At 66.9% G+C, this 18,484-nt stretch carries 13 protein-coding genes; 9 read left to right on the forward strand and 4 right to left on the reverse strand.

Annotation, left to right across the window (positions count from 1 at the left end; translation table 11 throughout):
• The first annotated feature begins 147 nt into the window (after positions 1-147).
• A complete protein-coding gene (locus AC5P76_RS16325; RefSeq protein ID WP_253120218.1) occupies positions 148-2,787 on the forward strand; it encodes a TonB-dependent receptor plug domain-containing protein in 2,640 nt (879 codons plus the stop codon).
• Positions 2,788-2,860: 73 nt separating this feature from the next.
• Positions 2,861-5,455 carry a M14 family zinc carboxypeptidase gene (locus AC5P76_RS16330; protein ID WP_253120220.1) on the forward strand — a complete coding sequence of 865 codons (2,595 nt, stop codon included), beginning with the start codon at positions 2,861-2,863 and terminating at the stop codon, positions 5,453-5,455.
• Positions 5,456-5,569: 114 nt separating this feature from the next.
• On the opposite strand, the gene AC5P76_RS16335 is transcribed toward AC5P76_RS16330, so the two are convergent.
• Positions 5,570-6,982, reverse strand: a complete 1,413-nt coding sequence (locus AC5P76_RS16335; protein ID WP_065175363.1) for a DEAD/DEAH box helicase — start codon at positions 6,980-6,982, stop codon at positions 5,570-5,572.
• A gap of 873 nt (positions 6,983-7,855) precedes the next feature.
• On the opposite strand from AC5P76_RS16335, the gene AC5P76_RS16340 reads away from it, so the two are divergent.
• Both AC5P76_RS16340 and maiA read left to right on the forward strand, forming a co-directional pair.
• A complete protein-coding gene (locus tag AC5P76_RS16340) occupies positions 7,856-8,845 on the forward strand; it encodes a fumarylacetoacetate hydrolase family protein (protein ID WP_111186697.1) in 990 nt (329 codons plus the stop codon).
• 14 nt (positions 8,846-8,859) lie between these two features.
• Entirely contained in the window at positions 8,860-9,528 is a 669-nt protein-coding gene (gene maiA / locus AC5P76_RS16345) for a maleylacetoacetate isomerase (RefSeq protein WP_053516994.1), read from the forward strand.
• A gap of 32 nt (positions 9,529-9,560) precedes the next feature.
• On the opposite strand, the gene AC5P76_RS16350 is transcribed toward maiA, so the two are convergent.
• The 3 genes from AC5P76_RS16350 to AC5P76_RS16360 all read right to left on the reverse strand — a co-directional run bounded on the left by AC5P76_RS16350 (position 9,561) and on the right by AC5P76_RS16360 (position 13,580).
• Entirely contained in the window at positions 9,561-11,057 is a 1,497-nt protein-coding gene (locus tag AC5P76_RS16350; RefSeq protein ID WP_065175360.1) for a UdgX family uracil-DNA binding protein, read from the reverse strand.
• Positions 11,038-12,321: a putative DNA modification/repair radical SAM protein gene (locus AC5P76_RS16355; protein WP_253120222.1), complete on the reverse strand. Its 1,284-nt coding sequence runs from the start codon at positions 12,319-12,321 to the stop codon at positions 11,038-11,040. Before AC5P76_RS16355 ends, AC5P76_RS16350 begins: the two co-directional genes overlap by 20 nt.
• Positions 12,322-12,452: 131 nt before the next feature.
• A complete protein-coding gene (locus AC5P76_RS16360) occupies positions 12,453-13,580 on the reverse strand; it encodes a PilT/PilU family type 4a pilus ATPase (protein ID WP_053516991.1) in 1,128 nt (375 codons plus the stop codon).
• A gap of 121 nt (positions 13,581-13,701) precedes the next feature.
• Here AC5P76_RS16360 and AC5P76_RS16365 point away from each other — a divergent pair, with 121 nt between their 5' ends.
• The 5 genes from AC5P76_RS16365 (at position 13,702) to AC5P76_RS16385 (ending at position 18,480) form a co-directional block, all read left to right on the forward strand.
• Positions 13,702-14,067, forward strand: coding sequence for a DUF4398 domain-containing protein (locus AC5P76_RS16365; RefSeq protein ID WP_053516990.1), 366 nt, complete (start codon positions 13,702-13,704; stop codon positions 14,065-14,067).
• Complete coding sequence (locus tag AC5P76_RS16370; protein ID WP_053516988.1) at positions 14,064-14,948, forward strand: OmpA family protein; 885 nt, start codon at positions 14,064-14,066, stop codon at positions 14,946-14,948. Before AC5P76_RS16365 ends, AC5P76_RS16370 begins: the two co-directional genes overlap by 4 nt.
• A 324-nt stretch (positions 14,949-15,272) precedes the next feature.
• The gene (locus AC5P76_RS16375; RefSeq protein ID WP_053516987.1) at positions 15,273-15,509 is read left to right on the forward strand and encodes an HP1242/YdcH family protein; all 237 of its coding nucleotides are present in this window, start codon (positions 15,273-15,275) and stop codon (positions 15,507-15,509) included.
• A 304-nt stretch (positions 15,510-15,813) separates the two neighbouring features.
• On the forward strand, positions 15,814-17,184 hold the full coding sequence (locus AC5P76_RS16380) for a pyridoxal-phosphate dependent enzyme (protein ID WP_053516986.1): 1,371 nt from the start codon (positions 15,814-15,816) through the stop codon (positions 17,182-17,184).
• Positions 17,185-17,307: 123 nt separating this feature from the next.
• The gene (locus tag AC5P76_RS16385) at positions 17,308-18,480 is read left to right on the forward strand and encodes a cystathionine gamma-synthase (RefSeq protein ID WP_253120224.1); all 1,173 of its coding nucleotides are present in this window, start codon (positions 17,308-17,310) and stop codon (positions 18,478-18,480) included.
• The last annotated feature ends 4 nt before the right edge of the window (positions 18,481-18,484 follow it).

Raw genomic sequence — 18,484 nt, forward strand, 5'->3', positions numbered from 1 at the left:
GGCCCCGAAGCGGAGTGACTATTTCCATCCGGATGAAGAGATGTTAGCTTCTCTTATATCCGTATGAAGAGATGTTATTGGTCGGACCCCGGCCAGTCATGGATTACTGCGGAACTTCGTCGCCCTACCACCACCCCACACATCGTCATGCCCCAGCACACCCTGCTCGTGGCGGCCCTGGCCGCCGCTCTGGCCGCGCCATTGTCCGCCGCCGCCGAAACCACCGCTGCCGCCAGTGGCGAAGCCAGTACCCTGGCCGCCGTCCGCGTCACCGGTTCCAACATCAAGCGCGCCGATACCGAGGCGTCCAATCCGGTGCAGGTAATCGGCCGCCAGCAGCTGGAACAGACCGGCAAGGCCACCGTCGCCGATGTGCTGCGCTCGATCTCCGCCAACACCGGCAATGCCAACAACGAGACCACCAACAACGGCTGGGCCTCCGGCTCGGCCAGCATCGGCCTGCGCGGCCTGTCACCGAAGAACACGCTGGTGCTGCTCAACGGCCGTCGCGTGGCGAACTACGGCTTCCCGGCCGGTGGCCTGTCCGATACCTTCGTCGACCTCAATGCCCTGCCGCTGGTTGCGGTCGAGCGCATCGAAGTGCTCAAGGATGGTGCTTCGGCTGTGTATGGTTCCGATGCCGTGGCCGGCGTGGTCAACATCATCACCCGCCAGAACTTCGAAGGTGCCGAGATCGGTGGCAGCTTCGGAGGCGCCGACCAAGGGGGCCTGCGCGAGCAGAACCTGAAGTTCGTGGGTGGCCTCGGTGATCTGGACAGCGATGGCTACAACATCCTGTTCAGTCTGCAGGGCTACAACCGCGACCGCCTGGACCAGGACGAGCGCGATCTGACCAAGAGCGGCATCTACACCGACCTGCCGGGCGGGCGCTGGAACGGCTGGTCGGCCAAGGGTGCGCGCTATCTGATCAATGGCGTGTCGGTGCCGATGCTCGACGCCAGCGGCAACTGCCCCACCGGGACCACGCGCGTCGCGAGCGCTCCGATCGACGGCCTGGCTGGCGACACCTGCGGCTTCAACCAAGCGCCGTACACCACGCTGATTCCATCCACGAAGCGCTACCAGGCCTATGCCAACGGCACCTTCCGCCTGGGCGACAACGTCGAAGCGTTCGGTGAAGTGCTGTACAGCCAGATCAAGAGCGCGGCCTGGTTCGGCAGCAGCCCGTTCTTCACGCTGGAAAGCGGCCGCTTCGCCCTGAATGCCGAGACCGGCCTGGCCGAGCCGGTGTCGTCGCAGCTGCCGGCGGGCAATCCGTACAATCCCTACGGGCGTGCCGTGCCAATCGAGTACACGTTCTTCGATCTCGGCGGCACCATCAAGACCAACCGCTCCACCGCCTATCGCGGCGTGTTCGGCCTGCGCGGCACCACCGCCAACTGGGACTGGGAAGTGGCGGCGTTCGGTGCGCGCAGCAGCGAGCGTGAGACCGTCTCGGGCGGCTTCGCCAACCGCTGGGCGCTGGCCGATGCGCTGGCCAGCGGCAGCTACAATCTGCTCGACCCGGCGGCCACCCCGCAGTCGGTGCGTGATGCGATCAACATCGCTACGCTGCGTCCGGCCGAATCGAAGCTGCAGGGTGTCGATGCGAAGATCTCGGGCAGCCTGGGCCGCACCTGGGCCGGTGACATCGGCTTTGCCGCTGGCGCCGAGTGGCGCCGCGAGAAGCTCGATTCGAACAACCCCTGGCAGATCGATGCCGGCCTGCAGGTGCGTCCGGCCATCGCCGAGGTGCACGGCGAGCGCCAGGTCAGCGCTGCGTACGCGGAAGTGAACGTGCCGCTGGCCTCGACCCTGGAACTGTCCGCCGCTGCGCGTGCCGATCACTACGATGACTTCGGCGATGCGTTCTCGCCGAAGCTCGGACTGCGCTGGCAACCGCTGGACTTCCTGCTGGTGCGCGCGTCGGCCTCGAAGGGCTTCCGTGCGCCCTCGCTGTCGGAGAACTCCAACAGCACCAGCATCTCCTACGGCAGCGTGGTCGACCCGCGCGACCCGGATGTGCCGGGCTCGCGGCAGAGCCCGACGTTCTTCACCGTGGGCAACAGTGACCTGAAGCCGGAGCGCACCAGGAGCGTGAACTTCGGCGTGGTGCTGTCACCGTGGGCAAACACCAATCTGAGTGTCGACTACTACCGTATCCAGCTCGACAACCTGGTCGGCACCAACAACACCCAGACGCTGATCAACGACAACGTCGCCGGTGCCGTGCAGCGCGACGAGCGCGGCAAGCTGCAGGCCGTCTACAACCGCTACCAGAACCTGAGCGAGCTGAAGACATCGGGCATCGACGTGGAACTGCGCCAGCGCATTCCGACGGCGCGCCTGGGAGATTTCACCCTGTCTTCGGCCTACACCCACGTCCGTGACTACCGCCGTCCGACCGTGGTCGGTGGGCCCCTGGTCGACTACGCCGGCAGCAACCTCGGCGCCACCCTGCCCAAGGACAAGGCCACCACCACGCTGGACTGGAAGTACGGCGACTTCAACGCGGCGGTGACCTGGTACTACACCAGCAGCTATCGGCAGGAAGCCAGTACCGCCGCCAAGGCCGTGCAGCGGCGTGTCGGCAGCTACAGCCAGTACGACCTGTACCTGGGGTACACCGGCATCGACAGCCTGACCCTGTACGCCAAGGTGCAGAACCTGGGTGACAAGACGCCGCCCTACGATGCGTCGTTCCCGGGCATCCGTGCGCCGTATGACTTCACCCAGTACGACCTGCGGGGTCGCTACTTCACGCTGGGCTTCGACTACCGCTTCTGATCCACCGCCGTGGCCGGTCACCTGCCGTGACCGGCCACGTTGCCCTCTGCCGTCCTGTTTCCGGGGAGTCACCGTGTCCTTCCACCGCCGTGCCGTTCTTCCGTTGCTGTTCGCCGTTGCCAGCGCAGTGTTCCCCGCGTTGTCGGCGCAGGCGCAGAGCGCCTATTTCTTCCCGCAGGCCAGCGAGGCCGGCGCGTTCGACAGCGCCATTCCCACGCCGGAGCAGTTCCTCGGCTATCCGATCGGCAGCCGCTACACCCGCCACGACCAGTTGGTCGCCTATTTCGAGGAACTGGCCAGGCATTCGGACAGGATCCGCGTCCAGCACATTGGACGCAGCTATGAAGGCCGCCCCCTGCTGATTGCCACCATCACCGCGGCCAGCAACCAGGCGCGGTTGGAACAGATCCGCCAGCAGCACGCGACCCTGGTCGATCCGGCACAACCGCGCAGCGCAGCCGGTGACAGCCCGGTGGTGGTCTGGCTGGGCTACAGTGTGCACGGCAATGAAACCTCCAGCGGCGAAGCGGCGATGCTCACCGCCTATTACCTGGTGGCCAATCGCAGCAGTGAAACCCAGCAATGGCTGCAGCAGGCGGTGGTGCTGTTCGACCCGGCGCAGAATCCGGACGGACGCGACCGTGCCGCCAACTGGCACAACGCCTGGGCATCGGACCCGGCCTCGGCCGATCCGGCTGACAAGGAGCATGTCGAGCCGTTCCCGCAGGGCCGTACCAACCATTACTTCACCGATCTCAACCGCGACTGGCTGGCGCTGACCCAGCAGGATTCGCGGCCAAAGGTGGCCGCCTTCCACCAGTGGTACCCGAACGTGCAGATCGACTTCCACGAGATGGGCAAGGACAGCACGTACTACTTCGAGCCTTCGCCGAAGAGCATGCACAGCCCGTTGATCCCGGCCGCCTCCTACGAGTTCAACAGGACGCTGGCCACGTACCACGCACAGGCGCTGGACGCACTGGGGTCGCTGTACTACACGGGGGAGAACTTCGACAACTTCTCGCCGGTGTATGGCTCGACCTATCCGGACTTCCATGGCGCGGTCGGTGTCACCGTCGAGCAGGCCAGTTCGCGGGGACGGGTGCAGGAGTCGGTGAACGGGCTGCTGACCTTCCCGTTCACCATTCGCAACCAGGTCGCCACCGGCCTGGGCACGGTGCGCGGTGCAGTGGCCGAGCGCAGTGGCCTGTTCGACCTGCAGAAGACCTTCTTCCAGAGCGCATTGAAGCAGGCCGCGCAGCAGCCGCAGAAGACCTTCGTGTTCGGCGACGCGCATGATCCGGCGTTGACCCGGCGCCTGCTTGAACTGCTGCTCCTGCACCGGATCGAGGTACGCGCGCTGGATCGCGATGTCACCGTCGAGGGGAAGCGCTTCCAGGCAGGCAGTGCCTATGTCGTGCCCGTGCAGCAGGCGCAGTTCCGCCTGGTGCACTCGATCTTCGCCGAGACGCCGCCGATCAAGGGCGACGTGTTCTATGGCAGCACCAGCTACGCTATTGCGCCAGCCTACGGCGTGGCCTTCGCCGGCAGCCGCAGCCGCATCGACGGCGGTGCACAGGTGAGCGAGCTGCCACCGCTTCAGGGCGCGGTCGTCGGCGGCCAGGCGGGGTTCGCCTATGCCATCGACTGGCGTGACTACAACGCCAGCCGTGCGCTGGCCGAGCTGCAGGGCAGGGGACTGGCCGCCCGCGCTGCATTCCAGCCGTTCACCGCCGGAACCGCACAGGGCGACGTGGATTTCGCGGCCGGCAGCATCGTCATTCCCGTTGCCGGCCAGCCACTGCAGGGAGCGGCCCTGCTCGACGCGGTGGCCGCGGCGGCACGTGCTTCGGGCGTACAGGTGCATGCGTTGTCGAGTGGCCGCAGCCGCGAGGGCATCGATCTCGGCAGCGATGGCGTGAAGGCACTGCGCAAGCCGGCCGTGGCGCTGGTGATGGGCGAAGGCGTGGCGGCCACCGAGATCGGATCGGCCTGGTTCCTGCTGGACCAGCACCTGCACCTGCCGGCCAGCAAGCTGGATCCGCAGCAGCTGGGCAAGGTTCCGCTGGATCGCTACACCACCCTCGTGTTGTCCGGTGGCACCTACAACAGTGTCGATGCGACTGCCGTGGCCGCACTGAAGCGCTGGGTGCAGGCCGGCGGCTCGCTGGTGACCTATGGCAGCGCGTCGAAGTGGGCGATCGAACAGAAGCTCGCCGATGGCGAGAAGACCGGCAAGGACGAAGAGGCCGGCGACGAAAACCGTCGCGCCTTCGGTGACCAGCGCGATATCGCCGCGATCGAGCGGGTGAGCGGCAACATCCTCAGCGCCGATGTCGATACCAGCCATCCCCTGGCGTTCGGCGTGCCGGGCCGGCAGCTGGCGGTGAACAAGGAAAACAGCGTGACGCTGCAGCCGAGTGCGAATCCGTTCTCGACGGTGGTGCGCATCGACGCGTCACCACGGGTCAACGGTTACCTGTCCGAGCGCAATCGTGCCCGGGTGGCAGGCAGTGCGTGGCTGCTGGTGTCGGCCCAGGGAAAGGGCAACGTGGTGCTGTTCGCCGATGATCCGGCACACCGCAAGTACTGGCATGGCACGGATCGACTGCTGATCAATGCGATCTTCTTCGGGAATCTGGCGAATCCGGCGAAAGCACGCGGGTGAGGCGTCTGGCGCCTTGATTGATGCGCGGGCAACAAAAAAGGGACGGCGCGCCAGCGCCGTCCCCGATGTAAGGCCTCCCGCGCAGCGGGACGCCCTCATTCCTGTCAGTCAGGATCAGCCGGCGCGACCGCCGCCGCCCTGGCCGCGGCCACGACCACCGCCGTTGCCGCCTCCGCCACGACGCTGGCCCTGACCAGCGCCGGCACGCTGCTGGCCGTTGCCACCGCCCTCACGACGGCCACCACCGGCCTTCTTCGGGCCGGCGTGGGCATGGCGCGGCGCATCGCCGTGCGGACGTCGCGCGTGGCTCTTGCGCGGGGCGCGCTCGCCGGTGTCGTGCTCGGCCTTGCCCGGCGCACTGTTGCCCCAGCGGATCGGCACCTGCAGTTCGAAGCCCGGCACATCGCGGATGTCCATGTCGCGTCCGAGCAGGCGCACGATTGCGCGCAGCAGCTTGACCTCGTCCTGCGCCACCAGCGAGATCGCCTGGCCGGTGGAGCCGTTGCGGCCGGTGCGGCCGATGCGGTGCACGTAATCCTCGGCGACCATCGGCAGGTCGAAGTTGATCACCTTCGGCAGCTCGTTGATGTCGATGCCTCGCGCCGCGATGTCGGTGGCCACCAGCACGGTCACGCGACCGGCCTTGAAGTCACCCAGCGCACGCAGCCGCTGGCCCTGGCTCTTGTTGCCATGGATCGCCGCGGTCTTGATGCCCGACTTCTCCAGGAACGCGGCCAGCTTGTCGCTGCCGTGCTTGGTCCGGGCGAACACCAGGGTCTGCTCACGGCTGTCCTGTGCCAGCAGGTGCAGCAGCAGGTCGCGCTTGCGGCCGGCGTCGACCGGATGCACGCGATGGGTGATGGTCTCGGCCACGGTGTTCTTCGGCGTCACCTGGATCTGTTCCGGGTTGCGCATGAACTCCAGCGCCAGCTGGCGGATGTTGTCCTCGAACGTGGCCGAGAACAGCAGGGTCTGACGGTTCTGCTTGGGCAGCTTGGCCAGGATGCGCTTGATCGACGGCAGGAAGCCCATGTCAAGCATGCGGTCGGCTTCGTCCAGCACCAGCAGTTCGATGCCGGACAGGTCGATGCTGCGACGCTCCAGGTGATCGATCAGGCGGCCCGGGCAGGCCACCAGCAGGTCCACGCCACGGCGCAGGATGTCCAGCTGGTTGCCCATGCCGACGCCGCCGTAGATGCAGGCGCTGGGGATGCGCAGATACTTGCTGTAGCCGCGCAGGCTGTCATGCACCTGGGTGGCCAGCTCGCGGGTCGGAGCCAGGATCAGTGCGCGGGGCTTGCGCGGGCCACCGCCACGCACTTCCTGCGGCGCGGTGCCCAGATGCTGCAGCAGCGGCAGGCCGAAGGCTGCGGTCTTGCCGGTACCGGTCTGTGCGCCGGCCAGCAGGTCGCGACCGGCCAGCGCCAGCGGGATCGCCTGCTGCTGGATCGGGGTCGGGTTTTCGTAGCCCTGCTCGGCCAGCGCACGCAGCAGGAAGGGCGCCAGGCCCAGCGATTCAAAAGACATCGAGTGTGCTCCAAGTACAAGAAACGCCTGTCCGAATGGACAGACGGGGGCAGATCAAACTGATCGGCTGACTCGGAGCGTTCCCGTGAACCGCGCTGCGAGAATTGGGTGCAGCCGGCACGAAGCGCAGGCTGGAATGCGTGACGAACGGCGTCGGAGTGGGGGCGGGCGAAGAGGGCGGACCCTGGTCGCCGGCGATCCCGGAGGGAAACGGACGGCCGCTGCAGACTCCACAAGTCTAAACGATGTTTGAGACTTCACGCAAAAAGGCCTGTTCAGGTAAGGGTTCTCTCTGCAGGGTTGCGCCCTGCACCCGCAGAGGCCGAAGCCACGTCAACGTCAACGTCAAAAGCGGGCTTCCTGAAGGTAGGCGGGGTGGGTCCGGTTGCGGGGGACGCCGTGAATCCGTCCATGGGGGCTCGGTCGCGCCATCCATGGCGCTTACGCCCCCGCAACCGGACCCACCCCGCCTTCGACAGTTTCCTGCGAACTGGCGGATCTGACCCCAGTTTGGATTTCGATGTCCGAAAGATCTCATCCACGCGTGGCGTGGATCTACCGACCGTCACCGGGAAACTGTCAAAGGTGGGGCGGTGTGGGCGGGCAGGACCGTTGGCGCCATGGATGGCGCCATCGAGCCCCCAGGGATGGGTTTACGGCGTGTCCTGCCCGCCCACACCGCCCCGCCAGATCTGCAGACAACCCAGAGCCGGCTGTTGCCATTGACGTTGCCCTGGCTTGAAGCAGGTGCAGGGCGCAGCCCTGCCTGACCCCCGCTACGGTAGGGTGGAGCGATGCGGCGCTGCAGCTTGGCGCCGCCCCATATTTGATTACACTTGAAACTTGTTTGCCCATGACTCCGGACACCCACCCATGAAGCTTGGTTCTTTGAAGGAAGGCGGCCGCGACGGCACCCTGATCGTCGTCTCGCGTGATCTGCGCCACGGCGTCCGCGCCACCGGCATCGCGGCCACCCTGCAGCAGGCCCTGGAGGACTGGAGCCGTGTCGCACCGCGCCTGAACGCGCTCTACGAATCACTGAATGCCGGTGACGCCGATGGCGTGTTCGACCTGGACCCGCAGACGCTGGCGGCGCCCCTGCCGCGCGCCTATGAATTCGTCGATGGCAGCGCCTACCTGCCGCACGTCGAGCGCGTCCGCCGCGCCCGCGGGGCCGAGGTTCCGGAAAGCTTCTACACCGACCCGCTGATGTACCAGGCCACCAGTGCCGGTTTCTACGGCCCGCGCGACGCGGTGAAGGTGGTCAGCGAGGAGTACGGCATCGATCTGGAGGCCGAACTGGTGGTCATCACCGACGACGTGCCGATGGCGGTCACCCCGGAGCAGGCCGCCGGCCACATCCAGCTGGTGGGTCTGGTCAACGACGTTTCGCTGCGCAACCTGATTCCGGGCGAGCTGGCCAAGGGCTTCGGCTTCCTGCAGTCCAAGCCGCGCTCGGCACTGTCGCCGGTGTTCGTCACCCCTGACGAACTGGGTGACGCCTGGCAGGACAACAAGGTGCACCTGCCGCTGGTCACCCACATCAATGGTGCGTGGTTCGGTGCGCCGGAGGCAGGCGTGGACATGCAGTTCAACTTCGCCCAGCTGGTGGCGCATGCGGCCAGGACCCGTCCGCTGGGCGCCGGCACCATCGTGGGATCGGGCACCATCGCCAACGAGGACACCAGCAAGGGCGCTTCGTGCTTTGCCGAGCAGCGCACCGTGGAAACCCTGCGCGACGGCAAGCCGAGCACACCGTTCATGTCGTTCGGCGACGTGGTGCGGATTGAAATGTTCGACGCCGCCGGCAACAGCATCTTCGGTGCGATCGAGCAGCGCATCGAGCAGGCGGCCAGGCCCTGAGGAGGAACGCGGCGATGGAGATCCCGGTCGACGACGGCATCGTGCTGTACACCTACTGGCGATCCAGCGCCGCCTACCGCGTGCGCATCGGCCTGGAGCTGAAGGGCCTGCGCTGGGAGGCGCGCCCGGTTCATCTGCTGCGCGACGGTGGTGAACAGCACGGCGAAGCCTATCGCGTACTCAATCCGCAGGAGCGGGTGCCGACCCTGCTGCACGACGGGCAGGTGCTGACCCAGTCGCTGGCGATCCTGGAGTATCTGGACGAACGTTTTCCGCAGATGCCGCTGCTGCCGGCCGATGCGGCCGGCCGCGCCCGCGTCCGTGCGCTGGCGCAGCTGGTCGCCTGCGACATCCATCCGCTGAACAACCTGCGGGTGATGCAGCATCTGGAACGCGGCCTGCACCTGTCCGCCGATGTCCGCACCCAGTGGACGCTGCAGTGGATCGCCGAAGGCTTTGCGGCCCTGGAAACCCTGCTGGCCGGCAGCAGCGACACCGGCACCTTCTGCCATGGCGACCGGCCCGGCCTGGCCGACATCTGCCTGCTGCCGCAGGTGTACAACGCACATCGCTTTGGTCTGGATCTGTCGCCGTATCCGACCCTGCGCCGCATCGAAGCCGCCTGCCAGGCGCTGGACGCATTCGAGCGTGCGCGCCCCGAAAACCAGGTCGACGCGGCCTGATTGCCGCTGCGATCGCCGGGCATGGTCCGGCGCTACCCCTCGCTGGTCGGTGGCAGCGCGGGGCGACGCCCGGTGGATTCCGCATCCCCGATGAGCAACTGCCGCAGGTCATCGCGGAACAGCCGGTATGCGTCTTCTCGACGGACCTCGTCGGCCTGCCGCAACACCCATGCGGGATGCACCGTGGCAGAGCCACGGGTGCCATCCGGCAGGGTGTGCCAACGGGCGCGATCACGCGTCAGGCTGAAATGGCTGCCGAACACCGCCGACGCCGCCGTTGCGCCCAGGCACACGATGATCTCCGGCCGCACCCGCTCGATCTCGCCGAGCAGCCACGGACGGCAGGCCTGCACATGGCGGCCCTGCGGACGTTTGTGCAGGCGCACCTTGCCGCGCCTCTCGTGGTGGAAATGCTTCACTGCGTTGGTCAGGTACAGCGTGGAGCGGGCGATACCCAGCTCGGAGAGGGCACGGTCCAGCAGCGCGCCGGCAGGTCCCGCGAAGGGGCGTCCGCACAGGTCCTCGGTGTCGCCCGGCTGTTCGCCGACCAGCATCACCCGTGCATCGCCAGGCCCTTCACCGAACACCACCTGGGTGGTGGACTCCCACAGGGGGCACTGCCGGCAGCCCGCTGCCTGGCGCTGCAGGGTGGACAGATCACTGGAGGGTGAGGGGACCGGGGATGTCGCCTGCCGCGATGGAATCCGCCGCTGGGGTGGCTGCGCCGGACGATCGTGCATGGCCTGCACGCGGTCGCCAGCATCGCGGATCAGCCCGGGCAGCAGCTGCGCCTCGGGCAGGTGCCGCCAGTACCGGGCAGGCATCTCCTGCTGCATCATCCGCGTGTTGAGGCGTGCGGGATTGAAGATGCTTGCGTAGTAGGTCTGCCAGAGCGTCTCGCGTGCGTCCTCCGCCGGCGCCTGCTCGCGGTGCCCGCCAGCGCCGAAGGACAGCGCCTGGCCATCCCAGTGCACGCTCCGGTAGGGGGTGAGGATGGCCCAGCGCATGCCAGCGAAGCGGCGTGCGAAGAACGCCGCGACCCGGTCGACGATCCGATGCTGCGGCTCGAACCATGCGATGAAGGCATCCTGCTCGCCGGGGATCTCGCGGAAGCGCACGAACGCCTTCATCTTGTGCGTGTCGCGGCGGACCGCCTGCGCCATCGTCATCGCGCGCAGCACATCGGCGTCGGTTGGATTGGAGAGCAGCGCGCGCTCGCCGTGCACGATCCGCCACAGCAGCCGGTACAGCAGTGGCATCGGCTGCGCATCGGCATGGCACAGGCAGGTGGAGGCCAGCTCAAGGAACGCACTCGGCACATGTGGCACGGAGGGCGTTTCCAGCAGCGGGGCCTGGGTCGCTGCAGGAGCATCCAGCAACGACCCGGCGCTGCTTTCCAACCAGTCCAGCTGCTCGGGCGACAGTCCGCGCAGCAGCGCTTCGCGCGCTGCACCCCGCCAGGCATCGAGCGACCACGGGGGATCGACCCGCAGCGACCAGCGCTGGGCGTCAGGCCGCCGGCGGCGCATCGAACAGCGATCCCTGGCGGGGCGGCGGGGCCAGGCGCGCGCGCAATGCCACAGGATCCTCCAGCGCCTTGCGTGGCTGGTGGTCAGCCAGCACCACGAACGGCAGCAGCTTGCCCATCGGTGCCTTCAGCCTCGCAATGTCCGCCACCCGCAGCCGGCCATGGCGGCGCGCCATCAACACGCGCTTCACGTTGCGTACGCCGAGCCCGGGAACCCGCAGCAGCAGTTCCTTCGGCGCACGGTTGAGGTCGACGGGGAAGCGCTCGGGATGGCGGATCGCCCAAGCCATCTTCGGATCGATGTCCAGATCCAGCATGCCCCCCTGCGCGGTGTCGGTGATCTCCTCCACGCCATAGCCATAGAAGCGCAGCAGCCAGTCCGCCTGGTACAGCCGATGCTCGCGCTGCAGTGGCGGCGGCTGCACCGGCAACTGCAGACTGGCGTCGGGAATGGGGCTGAACGCCGAGTAGTAGACGCGGCGCATCCGGTAACTGCCGTACAGATTGTCGGCGCTGCAGAGGATCTGCCTGTCGCTGGCGCCATCGGCACCGACGATCATCTGCGTGCTCTGCCCCGCCGGTGCGAAGCGCGGGGCTTTCGCTCGCGTCCGGCGCGGCGCGCCCGCGGTGACCGCACGCGATGCCTTGCCGGCCTCCTTGGCTTCCTCGATGCGCCAGCGCAGCTCGCCCATGGCGCCGCGGATCGAGCCGACGGTCTTCTCCGGAGCCAGTTTCGTCAGTCCGGCCTCGGTGGGCAGTTCGACATTGATCGAAAGACGGTCGGCGTGCCGGCCGGCCGCTGCCAGCAGTTCCGGCGATGCTTCGGGGATGGTCTTGAGGTGGATGTAGCCGGCGAAGCGATGTTCCTCGCGCAGCTGGCGGGCGACCTCCACCAGGCGCTCCATCGTGTAATCCGCATTGCGGATGATTCCGCTGGAAAGGAACAGGCCCTCGATGTAGTTGCGCTTGTAGAAGTCCAGGGTCAGCGCGACCACCTCATCCACACTGAAACGCGCGCGTGGCACGTTGCTGGAGACGCGGTTGATGCAGTACGCACAGTCGTAGACGCAGAAGTTGGTGAGCAGGATCTTCAGCAGGGACACGCAGCGGCCGTCCGGCGTGTAGCTGTGGCAGATGCCCATGCCCTCGGTGCTGCCGATGCCACCGCTGGTCCGGGAGTCGCGCTTGCCGGACCCGCTGGAAGCACAGGAGGCGTCGTATTTGGCGGCGTCGGCAAGAATGGCCAGCTTGCGGAGGGTGTCCATGACGGCACGCTACGCAGGGGCTGTCTCATTGGATGAGACAGCCCCTGAACTCTTCAGGATCTGCCGCCGGGCATGGCCCGGCGCTACCGACGGGCGTGCACTGCCGCCGGGCATGGCCCGGCGGGGGTGGATCAGAAGCCGTGGGTGATGCTCGGCTGGCCTGCTGAATAGTCGGCGTACGGGTCGTGCTCGCCGCTGCTGCCTTCGGAGAGGCGGAACTTCAGCGCCAGGCCGTCGCGCGAATCGGCAGCGCGCAAGGCTTCCTCCTGCTCGATCACGCCGGACTTGGCGAGCCGGAACAGGCATTGGTCGAAGCTCTCCATGCCTTCTTCCAGCGAGGCTTCCATCGCTGCCTTGATCTCGTGCACCTGGCCGCGTCGCAGCAGGTCGCGGATCATCGGGGTGTTGATCAGCACCTCGGTGGCTGGAAGACGGCGGCCGTCCTTGTTCTTCACCAGGCGCTGGCTGATCACCGCACGCAGGTTCAGCGCCAGGTTCATCAGCACGTTCTTGTGCGCGCTTTCCGGGAAGAAGTTGAGGATCCGCTCGATGGTCTGGTCGGCATTGTTGGAATGCAGCGTGGCCAGGCACAGATGGCCGGTCTCGGCGAAGGCGATGGCCGCTTCCATCGTCTCGGCATCCAGGATCTCGCCGATCAGGATGACGTCCGGTGCCTCGCGCATCGCGTTCTTCAGCGCATTGTGGAAGGCATGGGTGTCCAGCCCCACTTCACGCTGGTTGACGATGGACATCTTGTGCTTGTGCAGGTACTCGATCGGATCCTCGATGGTGAGGATGTGTCCGGTCGTGGTGCTGTTGCGATGGTCGATCATCGACGCCAGCGAGGTCGATTTGCCGGAACCGGTGGACCCCACCACCAGCACCAGCCCGCGCGGGGTCATGATGACGTCCTTCAGCACCTGCGGCAGGTTCAGCTCCTCGATGCTCGGGATCCGGCTGCGGATGGCGCGGATGACCATGCCGACCTCGCCCCGCTGCTTGAACACGTTCACCCGGAAACGGCCGGCATCGGCCAGGGCGATGGCCATGTTGAGCTCCAGCTCGCGCTCGAACTGCGGCACCTGGCCCTCGTCCATCAGCGAATAGGCGATCTTCTTGACCATGCCGGGCGGCAGGCCGGTGTTGCCCAGCGGATAAAGCTTCCCCTCGATCTTGATGTAGACCGGTGCTCCGGTGGTCAGGAACATGTCCGAGGCGTTCTTTTCGGTCATCAGCTTCAGGAAGTAGCCGATATCCATCGCGAATTTTCCCCAACGAAACTGCCGGCGCCCGTTGCAAGCACGGCGCTGGCTTGACGACAATGGCCGTGAACCGACAACCGGTACGGCCTCCCCAATGAAACGACCTAGCTTCGCACGAATGCGCCACGGCCTGTATGTGATGGCGTTTGCATTCGCACTGTCTGCCCCCGCCTGGGCGCAGGACGGTGCGCTGGAACTGGCCCAGGCCCGGCAGGCGGTGGACAAGGCCACCCAGGCCGATGCCGACCAGTACGCCCCGGACCTGATCGATCTGGCCCGGCAGGGCCTGGAGCAGGCGCAGCGCGCCGCTGGCGATCGCCGCGAACGCAAGAACGCCCCGGCCATGGCCCTGCGCGCGGCGGCCGATGCCGACCTGGCCCGCGCCCGCAGCGAGGAGGCCACTGCCACCGCGCAGCTGCAGCTGCGCCGCAACGAGGTCAACCAGCTGCAGCGCCAGCTCTCGACCGGGGAGGACCGCCGGTGAAACCCGTGAACGCCGCAACCCTGGCCGTACTGCTGGCTCTGCCGACCCTTGCCCTGGCGGCCGACAACCCCGTGGTGGCCCAGCTGAGCCAGCGCCTGATGGCCATCCAGGCCAATCCGGACACCGCCGAACTGGGCGCCTTCGAGCGCATGCAGGCCCAGCAGGCCATTGCCACCCTGGACAAGGCCAAGCGCCGCGACCAGGAGTTGGCGACCTACCTGGCCCAGCGCCGGGTCGAGATCGCCGAGACCGCCGTACGCGCGGCCCTGGCCGCCCGTGAGGTCGATCGGCTCGAGCGGACCCGCAGTGACCTGCTGATCGAGGCGAGCCGCCGCGATGCCGCCCGCGCCCGCCAGGAGGCCGAACAGCTGCGCATGCAGGCGCAGATGCAGGCCGAGGAAGCTGAACGCCTGCGTCAGGCTGCCGAGGCCGAGACGCTGGCGCGGCAGGACGCCGAGAACGCCCTGACCAGCGTGGCCGGCAAGCAGCAGCAGCGATTGAGCGCGGCCCAGCAGAATGCGGCGAAACTGGCCCGCGAGGAGGCCGAGCTGGTGTCCGGGCAGAAGCTGCCGGGCTCGAAGTTCGACGGACGCGGCGAGGTCTTCACCTTCGCCGGTGATGCTTTCGGAGCGGGCGGCTCCAGTCTGTCCGCCGGGGCGCGCAACCAGGCCAAGGCGTTGGCCGAGTACCTGAACATCGGCAAGAAGGGCCGGCTGCGCATCGAGGCCTACGACAGCGCCAACGGCGTCGGGCAGAAGCGCGCCGAGGCCCTGCGTGATGCACTGGTGGCGGGCGGTGTCGCCAGCAACCGCATCCAGATCAGCGGCAAGAAGGCGGCGTCGACCCGGGCGCGCTCGGCCGAGGTCATCATCGCCCCGTAATTGATTGATATTGTTTGTTTTTCGTTGCGTTGAGCATTCAGCCTGAACCCCGCCCCGGCGGGGTTCGGTCTTTTTGTCGCAGGGGTCTTGTACCCCGCCCGGAGCAGGCGTAGGGTCAATCGTCCGGGACGCAATGCCGCGGACCGGACGATGGGAGGGCCGGGCCGATGCAAGCAGGGCGCGAACCGCAGCAGACCGACGTGCGCAGGCCAGTGCCGCAGGTCGTTGTGCGCACCCATGCAGCCATCGAACGGCGCTCCTCCATGAACAACGCCCCGTGCCTTGCGGCCGGGGCGTTCGCGTATCTGTCGAAGGAGGTCCATCATGTTTGAAGATCAGCCCCAGAGCGAGATCGACGCACGTCGCGCGCGTGATCCGGAGTTCAGGGCACTCCATGACCAGCACCGCAAGTTGAACAAGAAGTGCATGGACGCGGAGTTGGGTGTACTCCCGATCGATGATGTCACCCTGGGTCGCATGAAGCGTGAGAAGCTGCTGGCCAAGCAACGACTTCTGCGAATGTACGAAACACCGCTCCCAACGACGTCCGCCACGCTGTGACGCACCTCGTCGCGCCCGGAGCGGCGTGACCCGGCCACAGAAGGCCCGGCCAGGCGCTCGCGCCCTGGCGTCGCGGTACCGCCGATGACGGCGGCCGCGCCAAGGCACCACAGGCGGTGGTGCCTTGGCCCGCACGTCCCTGTCTCATCGATGCGGACGGTACCGGTCTCCTCGTCGATCCGGGGCCGTCCGCATCCCCTTTCCGGCAGCGTCACGCCCATGCCCGGACTGACCTGACTTTCAGCGCCATCCGTCGGATAATCATCTGTCCGGCCCTGTGTGGCGCGAACCGAAAGTCCTGCGAATGCCCATCCATTCTTCCGTCCTCGAACTCATTGGCCAGACCCCGATCGTCAAGGCCCAGCGCCTGGACACCGGTGTCTGCGAGCTCTATCTGAAGCTCGAGAACGCCAACCCGGGTGGATCGATCAAGGATCGCATCGGCCTGTCGATGATCGAGGCAGCGGAGAAGCGCGGGGACCTGAAGCCGGGCGCGACGCTGGTCGAGGGCACCGCGGGCAACACCGGACTGGGCCTGGCCCTGGTCGCCCAGCAGAAGGGCTACAAGTTGATCCTGGTTGTTCCCGACAAGATGAGCCGGGAAAAGATCTTCAATCTGAAGGCGATGGGCGCTGAAGTGCGTCTGACCCGCTCGGACGTGGCCAAGGGCCACCCGGAGTACTACCAGGACCTGGCAAAGACCATCGCCGAGCAGACGCCGGGCGCCTACTTCATCAACCAGTTCGGCAACCCCGACAATCCGGCCGCCCACGAATTCGGCACCGGCCCGGAGATCCTGGAGCAGATGGGCGGCGATCTGGACGCCATCGTGTTCGGCTGCGGCAGCTCGGGCACCATGACCGGCCTGTCGCGCGCCTTCGCCACGCTGTCGCCGAAGACCGAGCTGGTGCTGGCCGACCCGGTCGGGTCGATCCTGGCCGAGTACATCAATGATGGCGTGCTCAATGACAAGTCGGGCAGCTGGCTGGTGGAAGGCATCGGCGAGGATTTCCTGCCCTCGATCTCCGATTTCAGCCGTGTCACCAAGGCCTATGCCATCAGCGACGCCGAGAGCTTCCACACCGCACGCGAACTGCTGGGCAAGGAAGGCATCCTCGGTGGCTCCTCCACGGGTACCCTGCTCGCCGCCGCACTGAAGTACTGCCGCGAGCAGACCACGCCGAAGAAGGTGCTGGTGCTGGTGTGCGACACCGGCAACAAGTACCTGTCGAAGATGTACAACGACTACTGGATGCTGGACAACGGCTTCCTCGAGCGCCCGCAGCACGGCGACCTGCGCGACCTGATCCTGCGCCCGTACGGCCAGCGCGACACCGTCGTGATCGGCCCGAATGATCTGTTGACCACCGCCTACCAGCGGATGAAGCTGTACGACGTCTCGCAGCTGCCGGTGATGGAGGGCGACCAGCTGGTCGGCATCGTCGATGAAAGCGACGTACTGCTGCATGTCTACGGCGACGAGGCGCGCTTCCGGGATCCGGTGGCCACGGCCATGGTCAGCAAGCTGGACCGGCTGGACGTGAAGTCGCCGATCGAAGCCCTGCTGCCCGTCTTCGATCGTGGCCAGGTGGCGATCGTCATGGACGGCAATGCCTTCCTCGGCCTGATCACCCGGATCGATCTGCTCAACTACCTGCGGCGTCGCGTTCAGTAACGCGAAGATCGCAGACGATCGCAGCTGAATTCACGCTTATTCGCGTCAAAGGTTGTTAAGGCCGCGCTGATAGACTTCCGCTCCTTCGACGGCACCGTCCACCGGTGCCCATCAGGAATCAACATGTCCAACGCTTCTTCCCAGGATCGCGCGCTCGCCCTGGCCACCCTGGCCATCCACGGCGGCCAGTCGCCCGATCCGAGCACCGGTGCGGTGATGCCGCCGATCTACGCCACCTCGACCTATGCGCAGTCCAGCCCGGGCGAGCACCAGGGCTTCGAATACTCGCGTACGCACAATCCGACCCGCTTTGCCTATGAGCGCTGCGTCGCCTCGCTGGAGGGGGGAACCCGCGGTTTCGCCTTTGCTTCCGGCATGGCCGCCAGCTCGACCGTGATCGAACTGCTGGACGCCGGCAGCCACGTGGTGGCGATGGATGACATCTATGGCGGCAGCTTCCGCCTGTTCGAGCGCGTGCGCCGTCGTACCGCCGGGCTGGACTTCAGCTTCGTCGATCTGACCGACCTGGCCGCGTTCGAGGCTGCGATCACGCCGGCCACGCGCATGGTGTGGATCGAAACCCCGACCAACCCGATGCTGAAGATCGTGGACATCGCCGCGGTCGCCGCCATCGCCAAGCGCCACGGCCTGATCGTGGTGGTGGACAACACATTCGCCTCACCGATGCTGCAGCGTCCGCTGGAACTGGGTGCGGATCTGGTCCTGCACTCGGCCACGAAGTACCTCAACGGGCATTCGGACATGGTCGGCGGCATGGTCGTGGTCGGCGACAACACCGAACTGGCCGAGCAGATGGCGTTCCTGCAGAACTCGGTGGGGGGCGTGCAGGGGCCGTTCGACAGCTTCCTGGCCCTGCGTGGCCTGAAGACCCTGCCGCTGCGCATGAAGGCGCACTGCGCCAATGCGCTGGCCCTGGCCCAATGGCTGGAAAAGCACCCGGCGGTGGACAAGGTGATCTACCCCGGCCTGGCCTCGCACCCGCAGCACGACCTGGCGACCCGCCAGATGGGCGGCTACGGCGGCATCGTCTCGATCGTCCTCAAGGGCGGTTTCGAGGCGGCCAAGCGCTTCTGCGAGAAGACCGAGCTGTTCACCCTGGCCGAATCGCTCGGCGGCGTGGAGAGCCTGGTCAACCATCCTGCCGTGATGACCCATGCGTCGATCCCGGTCGCGCGCCGCGAGCAGCTGGGCATCAGCGATGCGCTGGTGCGCCTGAGCGTGGGGGTGGAAGACCTGGGCGACCTGCAGCTGGACCTGGAACGGGCGCTGGGTTGAGCCG

The organism is Stenotrophomonas sp. YJH_SMC_36 (genome assembly GCF_059369935.1).